This window comes from Microbacterium sp. GCS4, assembly GCF_001262495.1.
GTDB lineage: Bacteria > Actinomycetota > Actinomycetes > Actinomycetales > Microbacteriaceae > Microbacterium.
The window spans coordinates 1,467,404-1,487,497 of the sequence record NZ_LGYE01000001.1 but is presented as its reverse complement, the minus strand read 5'-3'; the positions used below and the strand labels follow the sequence as shown (position 1 = coordinate 1,487,497).

Annotated in this window: 18 protein-coding genes; 5 read left to right on the top strand and 13 right to left on the bottom strand. The window is 69.5% G+C overall.

Annotated features, from left to right (window positions below; translation table 11 throughout):
- Positions 1-259 precede the first annotated feature (259 nt).
- Genes AKH00_RS07270 through AKH00_RS07255 form a run of 4 tightly spaced genes read right to left on the bottom strand, consistent with a single transcriptional unit; the run spans position 260 to position 5,424 of the window.
- Positions 260-1,474: a hypothetical protein gene (locus AKH00_RS07270; RefSeq protein ID WP_050721951.1), complete on the bottom strand. Its 1,215-nt coding sequence runs from the start codon at positions 1,472-1,474 to the stop codon at positions 260-262.
- On the bottom strand, positions 1,471-2,796 hold the full coding sequence (locus AKH00_RS07265) for a lipopolysaccharide biosynthesis protein (protein ID WP_050721950.1): 1,326 nt from the start codon (positions 2,794-2,796) through the stop codon (positions 1,471-1,473). The genes AKH00_RS07270 and AKH00_RS07265 overlap by 4 nt, the downstream gene beginning before the upstream one ends.
- Positions 2,793-4,217 (bottom strand): polysaccharide biosynthesis tyrosine autokinase, encoded by a 1,425-nt coding sequence (locus tag AKH00_RS07260; RefSeq protein WP_050721949.1) that lies wholly within the window; start codon positions 4,215-4,217, stop codon positions 2,793-2,795. Before AKH00_RS07260 ends, AKH00_RS07265 begins: the two co-directional genes overlap by 4 nt.
- A 37-nt stretch (positions 4,218-4,254) precedes the next feature.
- Positions 4,255-5,424: a glycosyltransferase gene (locus tag AKH00_RS07255; protein ID WP_050721948.1), complete on the bottom strand. Its 1,170-nt coding sequence runs from the start codon at positions 5,422-5,424 to the stop codon at positions 4,255-4,257.
- Positions 5,425-5,567: 143 nt separating this feature from the next.
- Between AKH00_RS07255 and AKH00_RS07250 the strand changes: the two genes are divergently transcribed.
- On the top strand, positions 5,568-6,158 hold the full coding sequence (locus tag AKH00_RS07250) for an arsenate reductase/protein-tyrosine-phosphatase family protein (RefSeq protein WP_050721947.1): 591 nt from the start codon (positions 5,568-5,570) through the stop codon (positions 6,156-6,158).
- A gap of 16 nt (positions 6,159-6,174) precedes the next feature.
- Here AKH00_RS07250 and AKH00_RS07245 read toward each other — a convergent pair whose 3' ends face one another.
- Entirely contained in the window at positions 6,175-7,341 is a 1,167-nt protein-coding gene (locus AKH00_RS07245) for a DUF1972 domain-containing protein (RefSeq protein WP_050721946.1), read from the bottom strand.
- A gap of 4 nt (positions 7,342-7,345) precedes the next feature.
- Positions 7,346-8,878 carry a sugar transferase gene (locus AKH00_RS07240; protein ID WP_050721945.1) on the bottom strand — a complete coding sequence of 511 codons (1,533 nt, stop codon included), beginning with the start codon at positions 8,876-8,878 and terminating at the stop codon, positions 7,346-7,348.
- A 354-nt stretch (positions 8,879-9,232) separates the two neighbouring features.
- Between AKH00_RS07240 and AKH00_RS07235 the strand changes: the two genes are divergently transcribed.
- The 4 genes from AKH00_RS07235 (at position 9,233) to AKH00_RS07220 (ending at position 13,278) form a co-directional block, all read left to right on the top strand.
- Positions 9,233-10,378: a low temperature requirement protein A gene (locus AKH00_RS07235; RefSeq protein ID WP_050721944.1), complete on the top strand. Its 1,146-nt coding sequence runs from the start codon at positions 9,233-9,235 to the stop codon at positions 10,376-10,378.
- A gap of 87 nt (positions 10,379-10,465) precedes the next feature.
- Positions 10,466-11,449 carry an intradiol ring-cleavage dioxygenase gene (locus AKH00_RS07230; protein WP_050721943.1) on the top strand — a complete coding sequence of 328 codons (984 nt, stop codon included), beginning with the start codon at positions 10,466-10,468 and terminating at the stop codon, positions 11,447-11,449.
- Between the two features lie 284 nt (positions 11,450-11,733).
- Positions 11,734-12,018, top strand: a complete 285-nt coding sequence (locus tag AKH00_RS07225) for a hypothetical protein (protein WP_050721942.1) — start codon at positions 11,734-11,736, stop codon at positions 12,016-12,018.
- A gap of 144 nt (positions 12,019-12,162) precedes the next feature.
- Entirely contained in the window at positions 12,163-13,278 is a 1,116-nt protein-coding gene (locus AKH00_RS07220) for an acyl-CoA desaturase (protein WP_082297486.1), read from the top strand.
- Between the two features lie 10 nt (positions 13,279-13,288).
- Here AKH00_RS07220 and AKH00_RS07215 read toward each other — a convergent pair whose 3' ends face one another.
- From AKH00_RS07215 to AKH00_RS07185, 7 genes are all read right to left on the bottom strand, one after another.
- A complete protein-coding gene (locus tag AKH00_RS07215; RefSeq protein WP_050721941.1) occupies positions 13,289-13,912 on the bottom strand; it encodes a response regulator in 624 nt (207 codons plus the stop codon).
- A complete protein-coding gene (locus AKH00_RS07210) occupies positions 13,909-15,114 on the bottom strand; it encodes a sensor histidine kinase (protein WP_050721940.1) in 1,206 nt (401 codons plus the stop codon). Before AKH00_RS07210 ends, AKH00_RS07215 begins: the two co-directional genes overlap by 4 nt.
- Positions 15,115-15,157: 43 nt before the next feature.
- Positions 15,158-15,994: an ABC transporter permease gene (locus tag AKH00_RS07205; protein ID WP_050721939.1), complete on the bottom strand. Its 837-nt coding sequence runs from the start codon at positions 15,992-15,994 to the stop codon at positions 15,158-15,160.
- Positions 15,991-16,881, bottom strand: coding sequence for an ABC transporter ATP-binding protein (locus AKH00_RS07200; RefSeq protein WP_050721938.1), 891 nt, complete (start codon positions 16,879-16,881; stop codon positions 15,991-15,993). Before AKH00_RS07200 ends, AKH00_RS07205 begins: the two co-directional genes overlap by 4 nt.
- Before the next feature lie 145 nt (positions 16,882-17,026).
- Positions 17,027-18,445 (bottom strand): hypothetical protein, encoded by a 1,419-nt coding sequence (locus AKH00_RS07195; RefSeq protein ID WP_050721937.1) that lies wholly within the window; start codon positions 18,443-18,445, stop codon positions 17,027-17,029.
- A gap of 166 nt (positions 18,446-18,611) precedes the next feature.
- On the bottom strand, positions 18,612-19,133 hold the full coding sequence (locus AKH00_RS07190) for a hypothetical protein (RefSeq protein WP_050721936.1): 522 nt from the start codon (positions 19,131-19,133) through the stop codon (positions 18,612-18,614).
- Positions 19,134-19,160: 27 nt separating this feature from the next.
- Positions 19,161-20,081 carry an AEC family transporter gene (locus AKH00_RS07185; protein ID WP_050721935.1) on the bottom strand — a complete coding sequence of 307 codons (921 nt, stop codon included), beginning with the start codon at positions 20,079-20,081 and terminating at the stop codon, positions 19,161-19,163.
- Between the last annotated feature and the right edge of the window lie 13 nt (positions 20,082-20,094).

Below are 20,094 nucleotides of genomic sequence, written 5' to 3'. Positions count from 1 at the left end.
AGACCGCCGGCACCGTCGGACTCATGAACACCGTCTCGGGAGCATCCACCCTCCCCGCCACCGTGTTCACCTGGGACAACCTCACCATCACCAAGCAGTAAGCCAGGTCACCCGCACACAGCACACACCACCCACGACACCGGGGCTCCGCGAGAGATCGCAGGGCCCCGGTGCCGTCTACAGGCAGTGGTCCCTGCCGCGCCCGACCGCCACGCGCCGGCGTCCGAGGCGGGGCGCCCAGGGGGAGTGGCGGATGCGGTCAGCGTTCGAAGCTGACGAAGTCCCGGTCGGTCGCTCCCGCCGGAGACCGCTGCGGACGCGGGACCATGACCAGAGCGACGCCGAGGATCAGCGTGGCGATCGAGGTCGAGAAGAACGGTGCGAACAGCGAATCCCAGAAGATCTGGATGGTGAGGAAGATCGTCAGGCCGCTCGCCTGGCGCTGCGCGACCTGGGCGGCGGTCCCGAGGCCCACCACGACGAGGAGGACGATCAGCAGCGCGGCCCCGAACAGCCCGAAGCGGATCCACAGGTCGCCGAGCATCGAGTGCACCTCGAAGCCGTTGCCGAACATGTACCTCTCGACGTAGCCGTTGTTCGGGTCGTAGTTGAGCCGAGCCATGCCGGCCTTGGCGATCATCAGATCGATGCCGTTCGCGAGCGTGCCGGAGCCGACGCCGAACGGGTTCGCGGCGATGAGCTCACTCGAGGCGCCCAGCTCGGGACGACCACCGAGGATGAGCGAGCCCGACTGCGCGATCTGCTCCTCCGACCGTACGGCGGCCGCCCGGCCGAACCACCCCTCGAGGATGAACGACTGCAGTGCGAAGTAGCCGATCACGGCGACGAATCCGAAGACGGCGAGGGTCCGCACGGTCGAGGAGCTCTTCGACAGCCGGGCGCTGAGCGCCTGCCACATCACGAGCGCCGCGGCGACGAGGAGCATGGAGCCGGCCGAACGGGAGTCGTTGAGGGCGGAGACGACGCCGAGCAGCAGTAGGGCGAGGACTTCGAGCCACAGCCTGCGGCTGAGCATGCAGAGCGCGAGGACGACGACGGTCGCGGGCACCGACAGGTCGAACTTCCAGATGTTGTCGGTATTGACACCGTGCAGAACGACGCCCGCAGTCAGGCCGAAGCCGTACCAGAGGGCTGTCGGGGCCGTGCCGAGGATCGTGCGCGCCCAGACCACGACGCCGATCCCGCAGATCAACCCGAGCAGTGAGAACGTGTTCTGCTGCATCATCGAGTCGCTCGTGGGGTGGTCGCCCGCGAAGAAATCGGTGAGCACGAGGCCGCTGATCATCGCGAGGCCGCCGAGGCTGACGATCGTGGAACCGCCGCGCATCCTCCACATCGCCACGATCCACACCGGGAGCAGCAGGAGACTCAACACGATGCCCGCGGTCACTCCCTGGAGCAGAGTGACGCGGGCGGCGATGATGACGCAGGCGAGGGCGGCGACGATCTTCACGTCGGCTCTTCCTCACCGGTCGACGGGGGAGTGCCCATGAGGCGCTCGCGGTGGCGGGAGATGTACACGGCGAACGGGACGATCTGGAACACGAGCACCGAGAACGCGTTCGCGAGCACGGGTCCGGCGGCGCCGAGCGGCGGCGTGATGAGCAGGGCCAGGGTGATGGTCGAGATCGTCATGAGCGCGACGGGGATCATCTGGAACCGGATGCCGGCCTCGTCCATCAGGAACATGCCCAGCGGGTAGAGCGCGGCCTGGCACACGACCATGAGCCCGAAGGCGAGCACGGTGGTCCCCGCGACGTCGAGGGTCCCGTCGGTGATGAACGCGAACAGCCAAGGGGACACGGCCCACACGATCGCGCAGATGACTGCGGCTCCTCCGGCGAACAGCGCCGCGATCAGGTACGGTCCGCGTGCGAGCGTGCCGCGCGATCGCGCGCGTGTGAACAGCGGCCACAGCGCGAGCCCGCCCGCGGCGACCACGCCGTTGATCGCGAAGAACACCTGTCCGACCGCGCCGTACTCGGCGACGTCATGCGTCGTGCCGGACTGCGCCAGCACATAGCGCAGCAGGGCGACGGAGAGAGGTGCCGAGACGAGCTGCACGAGCATCGGCCAGCCCACGTGCATGACCCGCACGCCGGGCACTCGACGCACGCGGGGGACGTCCCGCAGCGCGCGTCCGAGCATCGGCGACAGCGCAGTGACCGCGAAGAGGAACCCCGTCGCGGCGATGAGGAACCCGGAGATCATCGACGACAGCGCGAGGAAGGTGCCGGCCGAGGGCGGCGCGAACGACACGAGAAGCCAGACGAGGAGCAGGTTCAGGGGTCCCTGGGCGGCCTGGATGAGGATGATCCAGTGGTTCTTGTGCAGGCCGAGGAGAACACGCTGCCAGATCCCGAGGGGGATGCCGAGGCAGAAGATCATGAGCGATGTGAAGGCCGCGAGATCGGCACCGGGGATGCTGCCCGCATCGCCCAGGATCGCAGTCCACGCGCCGCTCAGGTAGAGGATCGCGTTCACGACCATGCCCACGCCGGCGAAGCCGACCATGATGCGACCGACCGTGGTCAGCTGCGCCCGGATCACCCTGTCGCCCCGGGGGTCGTCGCTCACCGCGATGCTGTTGACCAGCACGGCGCCCGAGCCGAGATCCGAGAACGAGATGAGTCCGGGCAGCGACGCCACGAGCGTGTAGAGCGCGTAGTACTCGACGCCAGGGCCGCCCAGGATGAGCCTGACCGTGAGCACGCCGCACACGAGCGAGATCGCCATCGACAGGGCCCTCGCTCCGAGGGCGAGCAGTACGCTCATGCGTCGGCGGCGTCGCGGTCGGTCTCTCCCGCTGTCAGCGCGGCCTTCTTGCGCTTGGGTGAGCGCGACCAGGTGCGAGAGGGGGCCTCGGGCACGTAGTACGGACTGCTCTCGTTCCGCTTGACCGCGTTGAGCACGATGCCGACGACGTCCTTCTTGGTCGACTTGAGCGTGCTGAGCACGGCGCTGATCTGCTTGCGCCGCGTGCGGCCGGATCGGGCGACGACGAGCACGCCGTCGGACAGATCGGCGAGCCACAGCGCATCCGAGACGACGAGGGCGGGCGCGCTGTCGACGATCACGTACTCGTAGCGCTCGCGCGCCTCGGCGACGAGCTCGCGCAGGCGGTGCGAGGTGATCAGCTGCCCCGGGTTCGGAGCGGTCGCGCCCCCGGCGATGATGTCGATGTTCATGGCCTCGGAGTGCTGCACGGCCTCGTCGAAGGTGACGTCTCCCACGAGGATCGAGGTGACCCCGACCGCGCCCTCCAGCTGCAGAGCCGTGGCGACGGAGGAGCGCCGCAGGTCGGCGTCGATCAGCAGCACGTCGTGGTTCGACTCGGCGAGGGCCGCGGCGAGGCCGATGCTCACCGAGGACTTGCCCTCGTGGGGTGCGGACGACGTCATCATGACGACCTGCAGGTCACGATCCACGGCCACGTACTTGAGGTTGGCGGCCAGGGCACGGAAGGACTCGGCCGAGCGGCTGTCGCGGCTGCGCAGCATGGTCGACAGGATCGTGTAGGTGCGCCGCCAGGCGACGATCTCGCCGATCACCGGGGCGTCGGTGACCGCGGCGATGTCGGAGCGTTCGCTGATGCGGGTGCCCAGCACACGGCGGAACAGCGCGTAGGCGACGCTGAGTCCGAATCCGATCGCGGCGCCGATGACCGCGAACAGACGTGTGTTGGGTCCGATGGGCGCCTGCGGCTCGCGTGCGGGCGCGATGGTCTCGAGTCGCACGGCGGGTGCGCCCTCGGCGTCGCTGGGCGAGACCTCGGCGACGGCACCGATGAGCGAGTCGGTGATGGCGGCGGCGGTCTCCTGCGCGCGCTCCTTGTCGGTGTCGGTGACTGAGATCTCGATCACGACGGTGTTGAGGGTGTTCACGACCGAGACGCGCTTCGCAAGCTGCGTCGCCGTCTCATCGAGCTCGAGGTCGTCGATCACCGGGGTGAGGACGAGCGGGGACGAAGCGAGCACGGCGTACGTCTGCACGAGGCTCTGCACGTAGCTGGACCCCTGGACCAGCTCGTTGGTGCTGTCGCCGCGCTGGGGGATGACCATCACCGCGGCGGTCGAGCTGTACTCCGGGGGGAGCGTGCGCGAGTAGCCGAAGGCGGCACCGGCGCCGATGACGGTCAGCGCGACGATGACGATCCACTGCCGACGCAGTGCGTCGATGTAGTCCTGCAGTGTCATGATGCTCCCTCTCCCCCTGCCCGAGCGCGTCGTCTTCTCACGAAGAGACTCGACCGTGGCTATTCTCCCCTGAGTCCTGCATTCCGGCGACGCTCTCGATCGTCGCCGTGATCCGCCGGTGGTACTCCGCCGTGGAATGCCGGGTCGCTGCAGCTGCCGCGGCGACCTGCGCCTCGGCCGTGACCTCGGACCACCGGCCGACGAGTTCCTCCACGGCGTCCGCCACCGCGGCGATGTCGCCCGGGGCGACGGCGCGTGCTGTCGGGTACCCGTCCACGGCCTCGCGCAGACCCGCGAGATCGCTCACGATCACGGGACGACCCGCGAGGACCGCCTCGACCGCGGTGTTGCCGAACGATTCGTCGGTGCGCGACGGCACGACCATGACGTCGCACTCCGCGAGGTGGGGCCAGACGTCGGCGTCGTAGCCGTGCATCGTCACGACCTCCGTCAGCGACTCGGCGGCGATCTGCTGCGTGAGCTCCGCCGAGTACCACTCGTAGCCGCGGAAGACGTCGCCGACGATATCGAGCCGCGCGTCGTGCCCGCGTTCCCGCAGTGCCGCGACCGCGGCGACCACGACGTCCGGCGCCTTGCGCGGCGAGAGACGGCCGACGTACCCGATGCGGATGTCGTCGAGGCGCTCACGGAGCGGCGGGGGCTGCGCGGGTCCGGGGATCGGATTGAGGACGACACGGATCCGGCGACGCAGGGCCGGCAGCGAGCGTCGCAGCAGATCGGCTGTGAACCGACTGTTCGCGACCACGACGTGCGACCACAGCTGCGGGAGGTAGAGGAACGCGCGCAGCGCCCACGGCGAGCCGGACTCGGCCTCGTGCACGTGCGTCACGGTCGGCACACGGCGCAGGCGGAGCAGCAGCGGCCAGTGGGGGAGGGTCACGGTGCTCACGTAGGCGGCGTCCGGACGATGACGGCTGAGGAGCCGCCACGAGTCGACGAATCCGCCGACGGCGGAGGCGATCAGCGTGAGCCAGTGTCGCGGGCGCAGCAGCTGTTTGCGCAGCACGAACATGCGGGTCACGATCACGCGCACGCCGTGCTCCTCCAGCGCGGCGACCAGCGGACCGTCTTCCGGGAGGGCAGCGATCACGTCATGCCCGGCAGCGGCGAGTCCGGCCGCGGACTCGAGAGTGACCCGGTCCGCGCCGTAGAGCTCAGCCCCGGGGTGGGCGATGAGAACCAGCACCGGCGACCACCCTCCCCTCCTGCTCCGGGCCGTCCGGTTCGATACCGGCGGTGTGTGAGATCATTCTTACCGTGTCCATGCGGTCGTGGGTGGGCCGTCGGGATCTGGGGTCCCGAAGACGAGCACTGGTGAGGGGAACCGGGATGACTGAGAGCGTCTTGTTCGTGTGTGCACAGAACATCTGCCGCTCGCCGCTGATGGCCGCTGCCTTCCAGGAGGCGCTGCGTGCAGAGGGCGAGCTCGGCTTGGGAGGCTCGGACTGGGCTGTCGAGTCGGTCGGCACCGTGGCGTCCGAGGGGCGCGACGCGTGCCGTGTGTCGGTCGACATCGTGCCTGCCGCCGCGGAGCACCGCTCGGTGCGGCTGGAGGCCGAGGACCTCGACGTCGCCGACCTCGTGATCGCGGCGTCGCTCGAGGAGCGTTCGCTGATCGCTCGGATGCGGCCGCAGTCCCGCTCGCGCACCTTCACGCTCCGTGAGGCGCTGCTGCTGGGCGAGCGGCGCATCACCGCATCCTCGCTCGAGGAGTACGCCGCGGCGCTGGATTCGCGCCGGGGGACGCTCGACCTGCCCCGGCCGTCGGCGCTGCCGTGGCGGCGCGCCGACGACCCGCTGGACGTGATCGACGTGCACCAGCTCGGCACCCGCGCGCACCGCAAGGGCCTCGAGAAGGCCGCCGCCGACACGCGGTTGCTCGCCTCCCGCCTGCGACGCGATCTCGCGCCGACGCCCTGAGCCCAGGTCGGGCGACTCACCACTCCTCCGCGCGGCGGCGCGCCCCCCGTGCGACGCGGTGCACGCTGTGCCCCGAGGCGAGTCGACGAGCGAGGTCCTCGTACGCGTCCGCGACGTCCTCCCAGCGGAAGGCCTCGCGGGCACGCCGCTGGGCGCTCGCGCCGAGCTCGCGGGTGCGATCCGCATCGGCCTCCGCCTCTTCGAAGGCGCTCGCCGCGGCATCCGGGGCTGTGAAGAACCATCCCTCGCCGTCGAGCACCTCGCGGTTGAACGAGACGTCGGAGGCGATGACGGCGGTGCCGGCGCCCATGGCGCGCAGCAGGGAGGGGTTCGTCCCGCCGACGGAATGCCCGTGGCCGTAGGTGAGCGCGTGGAAGTAGAGGGCGTCGAGCAGCTCCTGATCGAAGACGCCGCCGACGAGACGGATGCGGTCGTCGCCGGCGGCCGCCTCCTGGACGCGCTGGGTGTACTCGCTGCTGTAGGGCGCCGAGCCGACCACGACGAGGGGGAGGACAGCTGCGCTGCGTCGATACCCCTCCACGATCTCGAGCACGTGGTTCTCGGGTTCGAAGCGCGCGACGACGAGGTGATAGCCCTGTGTCGTGAGGCCGAGCTCCTCGATGCGCCCCTGCGGGACGGACTCGAGGATGGGGGCACCGTAGCGGATCATCTCGGTGGGGACCTGAAACTGATGCGCGTAGTAGTCGGCGATCCCGGGGGCGTCGGCGATCAGCGCGTCGGCCGTGCGCACCCCGAACTGCTCCGCCCAGCGGTAGTACGCCTTGCCGCGCGGGCCCCACTTCGACCTACGCCACTCCAAGCCGTCCATGTGCAGGGCGGTGGGTGCGCGACGCAGACGCAGGAGCGGGAGAAACGGCGAATTGGCCGCGTTGAACACGAAGGTCGCGTCGGGTCGACGTCGGAACATCAGATGCAGGGTCGAGAGTCCGGTGTGGCTGAGCGTCTCGATCTGCTTGACCGGGATCGCGGGCAGGTGGACGACCCGCATGCCGAGGTACTCCTTGTCGCGGCTCTCCGACCCGCGCGTGTACACGACGACCTCGTGCCCCCGTTCGGCGAGACGCCGTCCGACCTCTTCGATCGCGGTCTCGAAACCTCCGTAGGCCGCGGGCACTCCCCGCGTCCCCACCATCGCGATGGTGAGGGCGTCTCCCTTGCTCATGGATTCAGTATGCCCCGCTCGGCTGCACCATGACGCGGGCGGTACGCCACATGATCTGCAGGTCATTCATGACCGACCAGTTCTCGACGTAGCGCAGGTCGAGGCGCACGCTCTCGTCCCACGAGAGGTCGCTGCGCCCGGACACCTGCCACAGGCCGGTGATGCCCGGCTTGATGTAGAGGCGGCGGTACACGGTGCCGTCGTAGGCGGTGACCTCGCTGGGCAGCGGCGGGCGGGGGCCGACGACGCTCATGTCGCCCACCAGCACGTTCCAGAACTGCGGCAGCTCGTCGAGCGACAGCTTGCGCAGCACACGCCCGACGCGGGTCACGCGCGGGTCGTCCTTCATCTTGAAGAGCAGGCCGGCGCCCTCATTCTGCTCCTTGAGGGCGGCGAGCTGCTGCTCGGCATCCGTCTTCATGGAGCGGAACTTCACGATGCGGAACGTCCGACCGTCGCGACCGACCCGCTCCTGGAAGAAGAACAGCGGACCCGGCGAGTCGAGCTTCACGAGCAGCGCGAGGATCGGCGTGATCAGCGCGATCGGGATGAGTGCGACGGTGGCGACGGCGATGTCGAGTGCGCGCTTGAGGAGGTGCTGACCGCCCTCGTAGGAGGGGATCTGCACCTGGATGAGGGGGAGCCCCTCGACGGGGGCGAAGGAGATGCGGGGGCCCGCGACGTCGGTGAGACGACTGGACAGGACGAGCTCCGCAGCCGTGCCCTCGAGCTGCCAGCTGAGCTTCTTGACGAAGTCGGGCTCGCCGTCGGGGCGGCTCGCGACGATGATCGTGTCCGCGCCGAGCTCGGCGGCGACCGCCGACACCGTGTTCACGTTGCCGATGACGGGGAACTTCGCGCCCCCGACCTCGACGTCCCTCGCATTGCCGTCGAGCAGCGTGGTCCCGACGACCTGATAGCCCGATGCGCCGATCGGGTGGAGGGTGCGGACGACGTACTCGACGTCGTCCCTGTCGCCGACGACGAGCGTGCGCGAGACGAACAGTCCCCGCGCACGCTGCGCCGCCAGCCAGTTCCGCCACACCCAGCGGGTGATGAGCAGTGTGAGACCGCCGAGCGGCAGGCAGACGAGCAGCACCAGCTGCATCGTCTGCCAGCCGAGCACGACAGCCAGCATGGCGATGATCCCAAACGCCAGTCCGGTGGCGTGCACCACTCCGCGATACTCGGTTGCGCTGGCGCGGAACAGCGCTGCATCACGGGTATGCAGGGCGCTGAGCATCAGATACCAGAGCGCAGCCAGCGGGATGCCGTTCCTCAGGGCCTCTTCCCCTGTGACACCGGTCATCAGCTGGATCGCTGCTGTGATCGCGACGGCGGACAGGATGACCCCAGCATCCGAGATCCGAAGTCGCATCCGATAACGCCGTTCCCACTGACGGCGTCGCTCCAACGTTGCGGACGCGCGCGGCGTGACCACCGTGCGCGTGACCGACTTGGTGGCTCGCGGTGCGGCGACCGGCGCGAAGACCGAACCCGTGCGAGTGATGCTCAGAGCATCCTCGACGGAAGTCATGCCGAGGCCTCGTGAGCCGTGTATGTGCGCAGAAATCCCCGATGCGACATGTGTTTCCCCAGTGTTCCCCAGAAACCGGGGACCCCACGTCCCCGGAAACGTCTGCAACCCGACCCCTCGGGACCTGCCGTGATCCGTGATCCCACATCACGGGCGCTCGCACCGTCCCACACGGTGCGTGCATGCAGCAGGTACTGCAGACTTTCGTTCACTCTAGCGGATGCGGCCGTTCAGTGGAAGGTAATTCCGCCGTGTGGACGAAACGAATTCCCCATCGCCCGTCCTGCGGCGGATGCGCATGGGTAGTCTGTCCGCGTGACGACATCCGCGACGCCCCGATTCCACCTGAGCCGGATGCGTCCGCGCGATCCCTCGCAGCCGCACCGGGCGGCCAGTTCGCTCGAGCTCTTCTTCGACCTGGTCTTCGTCGTCTCGGTGAGCATCGCCTCCGCGCAGCTGCACCATGCGCTCTCGCACGCCGACTTCCTGCACGGGATCACCTCGTACGCCATGGTGTTCTTCGCCATCTGGTGGGCGTGGATGAACTTCACCTGGTTCGCGACGTCCTTCGACACGGACGACTGGCTGTATCGCGTCACCACGATCGTGCAGATGGGCGGTGTGCTCGTGCTCGCCGCAGGACTGCCCGCGGCGTTCGAGCACGGAGACTTCACGGTCCCCGTGCTCGGCTACATCGTGATGCGCGTCGCGATGATCGCGCAGTGGCTCCGGGCCACGCGCGGGGCCGGGGAGCTGCGCACGGCGACCCGGCGGTACGCGTTCGGCATCGCGGGCGTGCAGGTGCTCTGGGTGCTGTTCCTGCTCATCCCCGCCGGTCCCGCGCAGATCGCCGCTTTCATCGTGTGCGCGCTGATCGAGGTCGGCGTCCCGGTCTTCGCGGAGCACCGACGGCAGACGCCGTGGCATCCGCATCACATCACCGAGCGCTACGGCCTGTTCACCCTGATCGTGCTGGGCGAGAGCCTGCTGGCGTCCGCGAACGCGATCATCGACGCGAGCCACGAGCTGGAGTCCTTCGCACCGCTCATCTCGATCTCGGTGCTCACGCTCGTGGTCACGGCGTCCCTGTGGTGGGTCTACTTCTGGCCTCCGCACCACCGCGCGATCACGACGTTCGCGCGGTCGTTGCGCTACGGCTACATCCACTACTTCGTGTTCGCCGCTGCGGCCGCGTTCTCGGCCGGCATCGAGGTCGAGCTCGATGTGCTGACGGGCAAGAGCCACTTGTCGAGCGTCGTCGCGTCGTTCACGGTGACGATCCCGATCGCGCTTTTCCTGCTGGGCGTCTGGTGGATCGCGATCCGAGAGAACGCGGATGCCGTTGTCAACACGGTCGTCCCGGTGGGGGCGGGGCTCGTTCTGCTCGACCCGGTGCTCCCGATCCCCGTCGCGATCACCGCGCTCGTGATGGTCGTGATCGTCGTGGTGCTCGTTCTCCGTCCGCCGGTCACGCGAGAATCGACGAACCAGGGTGCATAGGTTTCACATAGCGGTGACATAGGCCGCTGATCGTCCGCTCCGTGACGATGGGGTCATCGACACCCCGTCCCCGAGAGGAGCACGATCATGAGCCGCATCCCCGAACCCGTCCAGACCCCTGAGGGCCCCGCCTACGAGGGCCGCCTCCTCGACCGCGCCGACGAGGAGGTGGTCGACCAGGGCGCGGCCTTCGACATCCGCACCCTCGTCTCGCGGCGAGGCGTGCTCGGTCTCGCCGGCCTCGGGGTCGGCGCCGTCGTCCTCGCGGCCTGCGCCCCGACCGCCTCCGGCTCGAGCGGCATGGGCTCCGCCGGCACCTCGACCGCGACGCCCGAGAGCGCGAACGGATCGACGGCGACGGCTGCCGGGGAGATCCCCGACGAGACCGCCGGACCCTATCCGGGCGACGGATCGAACGGCCCCGACGTCCTGGAGGAGACCGGCATCGTGCGTCAGGACATCACGACCTCGATCGACGGGGGCGCCACCGCCGAGGGCATCCCGTTGACCTTCGAGTTCCAGGTCCTCGACATGGCGAACGGCAGCGTGCCGTTCGAGGGCGTCGCGGTCTACGCCTGGCACTGCACGGCGCAGGGCGAGTACTCGATGTACTCCTCCGGCCTCGAGGGCGTCACCTACCTGCGTGGAGTGCAGGTGGCGGATGCCGATGGGCGCGTCTCGTTCACCTCGATCTTCCCCGGGTGCTACTCCGGACGCTGGCCGCACATCCACTTCGAGGTGTATCCCGACGTCGACTCGATCACGGACTCGTCGAACGCGATCGCCACCTCGCAGCTGGCCTTGCCCGAGGACGTCTGCTCGGCGGTGTACGCGGACTCGCGCTACGACGGCTCCGCGCAGAACCTCGCGAAGACGAGCCTCGCGAGCGACAACGTGTTCGGCGACGACGCGGCGGCGCTCCAACTCGCCACGGTCTCGGGCGACACCGCGAACGGATACATCGCGAGCCTCGTCGTCGGGATCGACACGACCACCGCGCCCACCGCCGGATCGGCCCCGTCGGGCGGTTCGGGAGGACCGGGTGGCGGGGGAGAGTCGCCTGCACGCTGACCGATCGGGGGCCCGCCTGGTCGACTCGTCGTCTGCGCGACGAGTCGACCAGAGACGCGGCCCTCCGCGTCGAGGAGGGGGCCGGGCGTCGACGATCCGCGACGCCCGGCGCGGATCTGCTAGACTGAGCGACGCACCGTGCAGCCGTGTCCCCCTCTGGACCGCCACAGTGCCACTGATCAGGGCCATTCCGGACCACGCACATCGACGCGCGCGGCATCCGCCCCGATCTCACGACTCGCGGGCCACGGAAGCGCGCCCGCCACACAGCAATGAGTACCAGCATGACCATGACCACCCTTCCGCCCTCCGACCCGCTGACCTGGAAGCAGGCCGACATCGACGTGCACGTCGCGACGCGCGCCGGCGAGTTCGCCGGTTTCGTCGAGTTCGACGGCACCGCGCATCTCGCGCACGATCATCGCGGTGTCGAGCTCGGCGTCTTCGAGACCCTCGACGACGCGCGCCGTGCCCTCGAGGGCGCGCACGAGCCCGCACGTCGTCCCCTCACCTTCTCCTTCACCTTGCCGCGCGTGCTGCGGCGGCGTCCTCGTCGCGCCCGCGCCTGACCGCGGACGGGGCTTCCTGGGAGTGGCCAGCAAGATGCCGAAGTATTCCCTGGGACGCATGGCGGACGGGTTAGCGTGAGGTAAGCGTTGGGCGATCTGCCTTGGGCTTTCCACAGCTCACGGGCTCCCGATCGTCAGGAGAGCATCATCTCCCTCGCACAGGTCGACACGACCGCCACCCTCGGACCGATCCGCCAGACCTACTCCGGAACCGCAGACTTCCCGCCCATGGCGCACGCCTACAAGCAGGTGTCGCAGGTCGTGCGCGAGACCGGCCTCCTGCAGCGGGCGCGCTGGTTCTACGTGCTCGTCGGCGCCGCCCTGGCCGTCGCCCTCGGGGGCGTCGTCACGGGTTTCATCCTGCTCGGCGACAGCTGGTTCCAGCTCCTGATGGCCGCAGCTCTCGGGGTCATCCTCACCCAGGTGGCGTTCCTCGCGCACGAGGCGGCGCACCGCCAGATCCTCGCCTCGGGTCCCGCGAACTTCCGCCTGGCGCGCATCCTCGCCGCCGGCGTCGTCGGCATCAGCTACGCCTGGTGGGACTCCAAGCACACCAAGCACCACGGCAACCCCAACCAGGTGGGCAAGGACCCGGACATCCAGGTCGACACGATCTCGTTCCTCGACACGGATGCCGCGAAGTCGCGGGGCCTCATCCGCATGATCACTCGCCGTCAGGGCTGGCTGTTCTTCCCCCTCCTCACACTCGAGGGACTCAACCTGCACTACCTCGGCGTCAAGCACCTCGCCACGGGGGCGCGGGTCAAGGGGCGCTGGACCGAGCTGGCGCTCATCGCCGTGCGCTTCGCGATCGTGCTGGTGCCGGTGTTCCTGCTCCTGCCGCTCGGCATGGCGTTCGCCTTCGTGGGAGTGCAGCTGGCGGTCTTCGGCGTGTACATGGGGGCGTCGTTCGCCCCGAACCACAAGGGGATGCCGATCATCGACCCGAGCGCCCGCCTCGACTTCTTCTCGAAGCAGGTGCGCACCTCCCGCAACATCCGCGGCGGCTGGTGGGCGACGTGGCTCATGGGAGGCCTCAACTATCAGGTGGAGCACCATCTGTTCCCGAACATGCCGCGTCCCCACCTCTCGAAGGCCCGCGAGATCGTCCGCGACTACTGCGCCGCGAACAGCGTCCCGTACACCGAGACGAGCCTCGGCCAGTCGTACGCGATCGTGATCGCGTACCTGAACCGGGTGGGTCTCGCCGCCCGAGACCCGTTCGACTGCCCGGCGTCCGCGCAGTTCGGCCGCGCCTAGCCGCTCGTCGTCAGAGCAGCCCGAGTTCCAGCGCCAGCGTCACCGCACGGGTACGATCCGAGACGCCGAGCTTCTCGAACACGTGGATCAGGTGCGTCTTGACCGTGGCCTCGCCGATGAACAGGTCGCGGGCGATCTCGGGATTACTGCGCCCTGCGGCGACGAGTCGCAGCACCTCGAGTTCGCGCGGGGTGAGCTGCGGGCGATCGTCGCGCTCCGCGCGCATTCGCGTCACCAGAGTGGAGGCGATCGCGGGGGCGAGCACGGTGTTGCCCTGGGCGACCGAGCGGATGCCCGCCACGATCTCCTCGTGGGGCGAGGCCTTGAGCAGGTAGCCGCTCGCCCCGGCCTCGATCGCGCCGAGGATGTCGTCGTCGGTCTCGTACGTCGTCAGGACGAGCACGCGCACGCTCGGGAGCTGCGCGGTCAGTCGCGCCGTCGCCTCGATGCCCGAGACGCCCGGCATGCGAAGGTCCATGAGCACGACGTCCGGTCGCAGCTTCGCGGCCAGCGCGACGGCTTCGGCGCCGTCGCCGGCTTCTGCGATGACCTCCAGCCCCGGGTCGAGGTCGAGCAGCCCGACGATGCCGGAGCGGACGATCGGATGGTCGTCGGCGACGATCACGCGGATCATGACACCTCCTGGGAGAGGGCTGGAGCGGCGGGAGCGACGGGGGCCAGGGGCACGTCGACGGTCAGAGCGGTACCGCCGTCAGCGCCGTCGGCCACGGCGAGCGTGCCTCCGACCAGGGCGACGCGGTCGCGCATGCCGGCCAGTCCGAACCCGAGGTCGTCGTCAATCGAGACGCCGCCGAGCCCGCGGCCGTCGTCCCGCAGACGGAGACGGGCCTGATCGTCGACCGTGAGATCGATCGTGGCCGAGGCGGCACCGGAGTGCTTGCGCACGTTGGCGAGTCCCTCCTGCGCGCAGCGGAGCAGGACCACCTGGACATCCCGCGACAGCGCGGCATCCGACGCTCTCACAGTGACCCGCACCCCGGTCTCCCGCGTGAGGCGCTCGGCCAGACGGCGCAGCGCCTCCGACAGCGAATCGGCCGCTGGCGCAGGCGAGGTCTCCGCGACGAGCGCCCGGGCCTCCAGCAGCGCGTCGCGCGCAGCATCCTCGATCAGCCCGAGGGCCGCGGGCGAGCCGTCGACCCGCGCGCGCTCGGCGAGCATCACGATGCTGGTGAGACTCTGCGCGATCGTGTCGTGCACGTCGCGGGCCAACCGCGCCCGCTCGGCCATCGCCCCGGCCTCGCGACTCGCCGTCTCGAGCCCGGCCTGAGCGGCGGTGAGCTCGGCCAGAAGGCGCTGGCGCTGCACGCCCCATTCGGCGATGCGGGTGATCCACAAGCCCAGCGCGAGGCTGAACGCCGTGGACAGACCGCAGGTCAGCGCTCCGGCGACGATCGCGTCCGTCCGGAACCCGCCCCACGCGGAGTACGCGAGCGTGAGTACGATCCCGTTGCCGATCGTCACGAGGATCGACTGTCGCGTGGTGCACGACGTCATCCACAGGAGAGGCAGAACGAGGGTCTGCAGGATCAGCATGTTCGGCTCGAGGAGGACGCCGAGGGCCAGCAGCGCGACGAGCGACACCTGCAGCAGCGCGGACGTCATCGGCGACGGGTCCTGGACGCCCTCGTTGATGCCGACGTACGGACGGGCGCCGAGCGCGTAGACGAGGAACACCGCGACCGCGATCCCGATCAGCACCCACCGTGCGCCGGGAAACCGCTCCGGCAGCGCGAACGTCAGAGCCGACACCGCCATGAGCAAGGCGCTCGCGGCGATGTCCCACCCGAGGCGCTCTCTGCGGATGCCGCGACTCATAGGTCCCACTCTTCCACGGGTCCCGCCTGCCGACGCCGCTCGCTCATCCGTCGCGACGGATCCATCGGAACGTGGCCCGACTGAGCACGGCCCCGATGATCAGCCACGCCGCGATCGCGAGCGCCACGAGACCGAGCTGCCATTCGCCGCCCTGTTCCGCAGCCCGGAACGAGTCCGGCAGGAGCGCTGCGCGCATACCCTGCGCGATCCATTTCAGGGGGAACGCGGCCGAGACGTTCTGCAGCCACTCCGGGAGAGTCGAGAACGCGATGTAGACGCCCGACACGAACTGCAGCAGCAGCACCACCGGGATCACCACGGCCGATGCGGTCTTGCCCGAGCGGGGGACGGCCGACAGGGCGATGCCCAGCAGGCTGCAGCACAGCAGGCCCAGCACGAACACCCACGCGAACCGCCCCCACGCCTCGGCGTCGGTCGGCAGATCCACCCGGTACAGGACGACGGCGACCGCCATGAGCAGCCCGATCTGCAGGATCGCCGTCACGAACACCTGCCCGATCTTGCCGAGGAAGTACGTGACGGGAGAGATCGGCGTGCTGCCGAGGCGCTTGAGCGTTCCGTCGCTCTTCTCGACCGCGATCTCGATCGACAGCCCCTGCACGCCGGAGAGCAGGATGCCGCCCGCGACGAGGCCGGGCAGGTAGTAGGTGGCCATGCTGACGGCATCCGGTCCCTGTCCGATGTTGCCCGTGAAGATCGTCGCGAAGATCAGGTACATCACCGTCGGGAAGAGGAAGGTGAAGAACACCTGGTCGCCCGCACGGAAGTACTGGCGCAGCTCGAAGCCGATGCGACGGATGCCGAGGCGCACGGTGCGCGCGGGGTCGAAGGTCGAGGTCTGAGGGGTCGCGGCGGTCATGACTGCTCCTTCGCCTCGGCGAGTGCCCGCTCGTCGGCGGCTCCGTGCTCGCGGATCAGGTCGAGGTAGACGTCCTCGAGGGTGGGGCGGACGATCTCGAGATCACGGGGCTCGCCGTCGATGCGATGGAGCTCGGCGACGAGCGTCCCCGGCGCGGACGTGCGCTCCTCGTGCACGGCGCCGGCGGCGTCCCTCCAGCGCACCATCGGCGTGCGCGCATCGGCGCCGCCGATCTCGTCGACGGCGCCGATCGCCGCGAGCCGACCGCCCACGATCACCGCGGCGCGGTCACCGAGCTGTGCGGCCTCGTCGAGATAGTGGGTCGTGAGCAGTATGCTCGTGCCCTCGGCTTTCAGGGAGCGGATGAGCTCCCAGAACTGTCGTCGCGCCTCGGGGTCGAAGCCCGTGGTCGGCTCGTCGAGGAAGAGCAGTTCGGGCCGCCCGATGATGCCGAGCGCGACGTCGAGGCGGCGCTGCTGGCCGCCGGAGAGCCGACCGGCCCGAGTGCGCTGCTTCTGCTCCAGACCGACGGCGGCGATCACCTCGTCGACGTCGCGGGGGTGCGGGTAGTAGCCCGCGAACTCGGTGAGGAGCTCGCGCACCGTGAAGCTTCCGGCCTCGCCGGCGGACTGCAGCACGATGCCGAGCCGCGCCTTCCACTCGAGTCCTCCGTGCTGCGGGTCGACGCCCAGCACCCGGACCTCTCCGGAGGTGCGGTGGCGGTACCCCTCGAGGATCTCGATCGTCGTGGACTTGCCGGCGCCGTTCGGACCGAGCAGGGCGAAGGTCTCGCCACGGCGGATGTCGAAGGTGATGCCGTCGACCGCGGTGAACCCGCCGTACGACTTGCGGAGATCACGGACCTCGATCACGCTGCTGTCTGTCATGACTCCAGCGTGCCCGTGCGGCGGCTCTCGCGGTAGCCATGGAGCGGCGGACACCGGCATCCACCGATCGGGGGATGCCATGCAGACGGAGAGGGGCGCGAGCGGTGGATCCGCTCGCGCCCCTCTCATCGGAGCAGGATGCTGCTCAGCGCGAGGCCTTCTCGTCGGCCTCGACGACCTCGATCGTGATCTTGCCGTCGATCGTCTCGGTGTCCTCGTCCTCCAGTGCCTCGTCGCCGAGGAACTCCTCGTCGCCCCGCGGCTCGGGGGTCTCGGAGGCCTCGTCGAGGAGCTCGGCCTCGACCGCCTCGTGGGAGGCGTCCTCGTCGTCGGTGCTCGGGACGGCGATCGCCGAGGGGTCGTCGCTGAAGATGCCGTCGGGGCGGATCAGTTCGCGAACCTCGGCCATGAAGCTGGCGAGCTGCTGCTGCTGCCAGCGGAGCTGACGCGCGTGGTCCTCGGCGTCGCGCAGCACGGTCGAGGTGTGCTGGGTGACGGAGTCGACGATCTTCTGCGACTTGACGCGGGCGCGGTCGAGTGCGTCCCGAGCGCGCACCTGCGCGTCCGCCTCGATCGTCTGGGCCTGCGAGCGCATAAGCCGCTCGTAGTCGTCGGCCTTGGCCGAGATGCGCTGCGCGTGGTCGAGCGACGCCGCGACCTGCTCGTTCGCGTCGGTGGTGATGCGCTCGGCGTGCGCGACGGCCTGGTTGTGCAGCACGAGGAACTCCTGCTGCGCGTCATCCTGACGGCGCGTGAGCGTCTCCTCGAACTCGAGCACGCGGGCGTTCATCTCGCGCACCTCGCGCTCGGCGTCGGCGCGCAGCTGCGTGGTCTCGCGCGTCACGAGCGAGCGGAGCGCCGCGGCGCCCTTCTCGGCCTCGGTGCGGATCGCCGTGGCCTCCTGCGACGCCTGGTGAACCTTCTCGGCGGCGTGCGCGGCCTCGCGCTCGAGGGTGGCCTCGTGCGCCGTGTACTCGGTGTCGATCTTGAGGCGCACCTGGTCCGCGTCGTGCTGGGCCTGCGCGATGATGCGCGCGACGTCGGCGTCGGCCTCGGCGCGCTGCGCGGTGACCTCTTCGCGCGCGGCGGCCATGAGACGGTCGGCCTGGACCGCGGCGTTCTGGATCAGGACGTTGGCCTGCTCCTCGGCAACGCGCAGGATCGTCTCGAACTGCTCGCGCGAGGGGGCGTCCTTGCCCTCGGCGCGCGGGGCGTCGACGAGCTCGTTCGTGAGCGTCGTGACCTGCTGCTCGGCGGCGTCCGCCTGGGCCTTGGCCGCCGTCAGCTCGGCCTCGAGGGCCTCGCGCGCGCTGCGCTCCTCGTCGCGCACCGATTCGACGGCGTCCTCGTGTCGGGCCTCGGCGTCGGCGAGGTCGGCCTTGGCCTGCTGCAGCTGGTTGCGCAGAGCGCTGAGGGCCGCATCGACCTCGGCCTTGTCGTAGCCGCGGAACGAGGCGGTGAAGCCGCCCTGCTGCGGCGACTGCTGCTGCTGCTGCTGCGGAACGTCTTCGATCAGCTTGTCGAAGAAGTCCGGCGTGCGGTCGTTGTCGGGAGTTTCACTCATGGTCAGCCTTTCCGGCGCGTGTCACAGGGAGGGAGAACTGTGATGAGGCGTGGTGCCGTGATGTCGAGGGCGCCCGAACGGCGCATCGACGACACAGCACAGCCTAGTTGCGTCGGCTGTGATCCGCCCACCCCATGTGGAGGGCGGACTCTTCGTGACGCCGACCTCAGGACGTGGGGTCGACGAGCACCCATATCGGGGAGTCCCCGGCGACACGGTCGAACAGCTGCGGGGCATCCGGCACCGTCGTCCCGATGCCGCGCGCGGCCGCTTCCCGGAGCACGGCTGCGCGGAGGACGTTCCAGAAGGCGCTGGTGTTGGGGCGACCCAGGTGCTCCCCGAAACGCTCGACCTGGAGGCGCATCCCGTCCGGCGTGCCGACGAGGCGTGCGACCGCGTCGTCGGGTTCGAGGAAGCGGATGCCGTAGGAGCCGTCGTCGAGCACGGTGAACCGCCGAGGATCGCGGCGCACCGCGTCGTCGACGATCGATCGCGCCGAGTCGGGCGTCGCGTGCAGGACGACGGTCGCACCGAGGTCCTCGAGGATCTCGAGCACGCGGTCCTCTTCGAAGCGCCGACCCGCGCGTCGTCCGCGGGAGCCTGCGGATCGGCGGATCCAGCGCGGTGCGAGCATCGCCACCACGATGATGATCACGATCACGGCGCCGATCACGAGCGGGTTGTCCACGTGCACCAACCTACGTGACCGTCGGGTTCAGCCGAGCAGCACCATGATCAGCACCAGCACGGGAAGACAGCCGAGTGTCGTGAGGAACACGGTGTCGCGCGAGATCGACTCGCCCACGTCATAGCGCTGCGAGTAGTTGAAGACGTTCTGCGCGGTGGGGAGCGCCGCGAGGATCACGACGATCAGCACCTCGGAGGAGCTGAGGCCGAACGCGAACTCGGCGACGGCCCAGGCGATCACGGGCATGGCGACCAGCTTGAGAGTGGTCGCGAGCACGACGTCGCGGCGGTGCCCCGGTGCGCCGAGCACACGCTGGCCGTGCAGGGAGATGCCGTAGCTGATGAGGAGCACCGGCACCGCGGCATCCGCGATGAGCTGCGCGGGGTCCATCACGATCGGAGGAAGGGTGATGTCGAAGACCGACACGAGGGTGCCGAGCAGCGAGCCGATGATGACCGGATTCGTCGCGGTGCGTCGCAGCGTGCGCGCGATCGAGACGGAGTCGCTCGTGACGGCATCCAGGATCGACAGTGAGATCGGTGTGAAGACCAGCAGCTGCATCAGCACGACGGGTGCGGGGTAGGCGGCGCTGCCGAGAAGGTAGAGCGACAGGGGGATGCCGATGTTGTTGGAGTTCACCTGGCCTGCCGCGAGAGCGCCGATCACCGTCTCGCCCGCCGGGCGTTTCCACCACAGCTTCGCGACCAGCGCGTACAGGGCGATCACGGCGACCGCCGCGATCGCCGAGACCGGGAGCAGCGAGGAGAACAGCATCTTCGCGTCCGCCTGGGCGAGCACCGTGAAGAGGAGGAACGGGGAGAGCACGAAGAAGATCAGGCGCCCGAGCACGTGGCGCGCGTGCGGCCCGAGGAGGTCGATGCGGCCGATGACCCACCCCAGTGCGATCGCGACTCCCACCACGGCGAATCCGGTGAGCGTCTCGATCATGCATCGAGCGTAT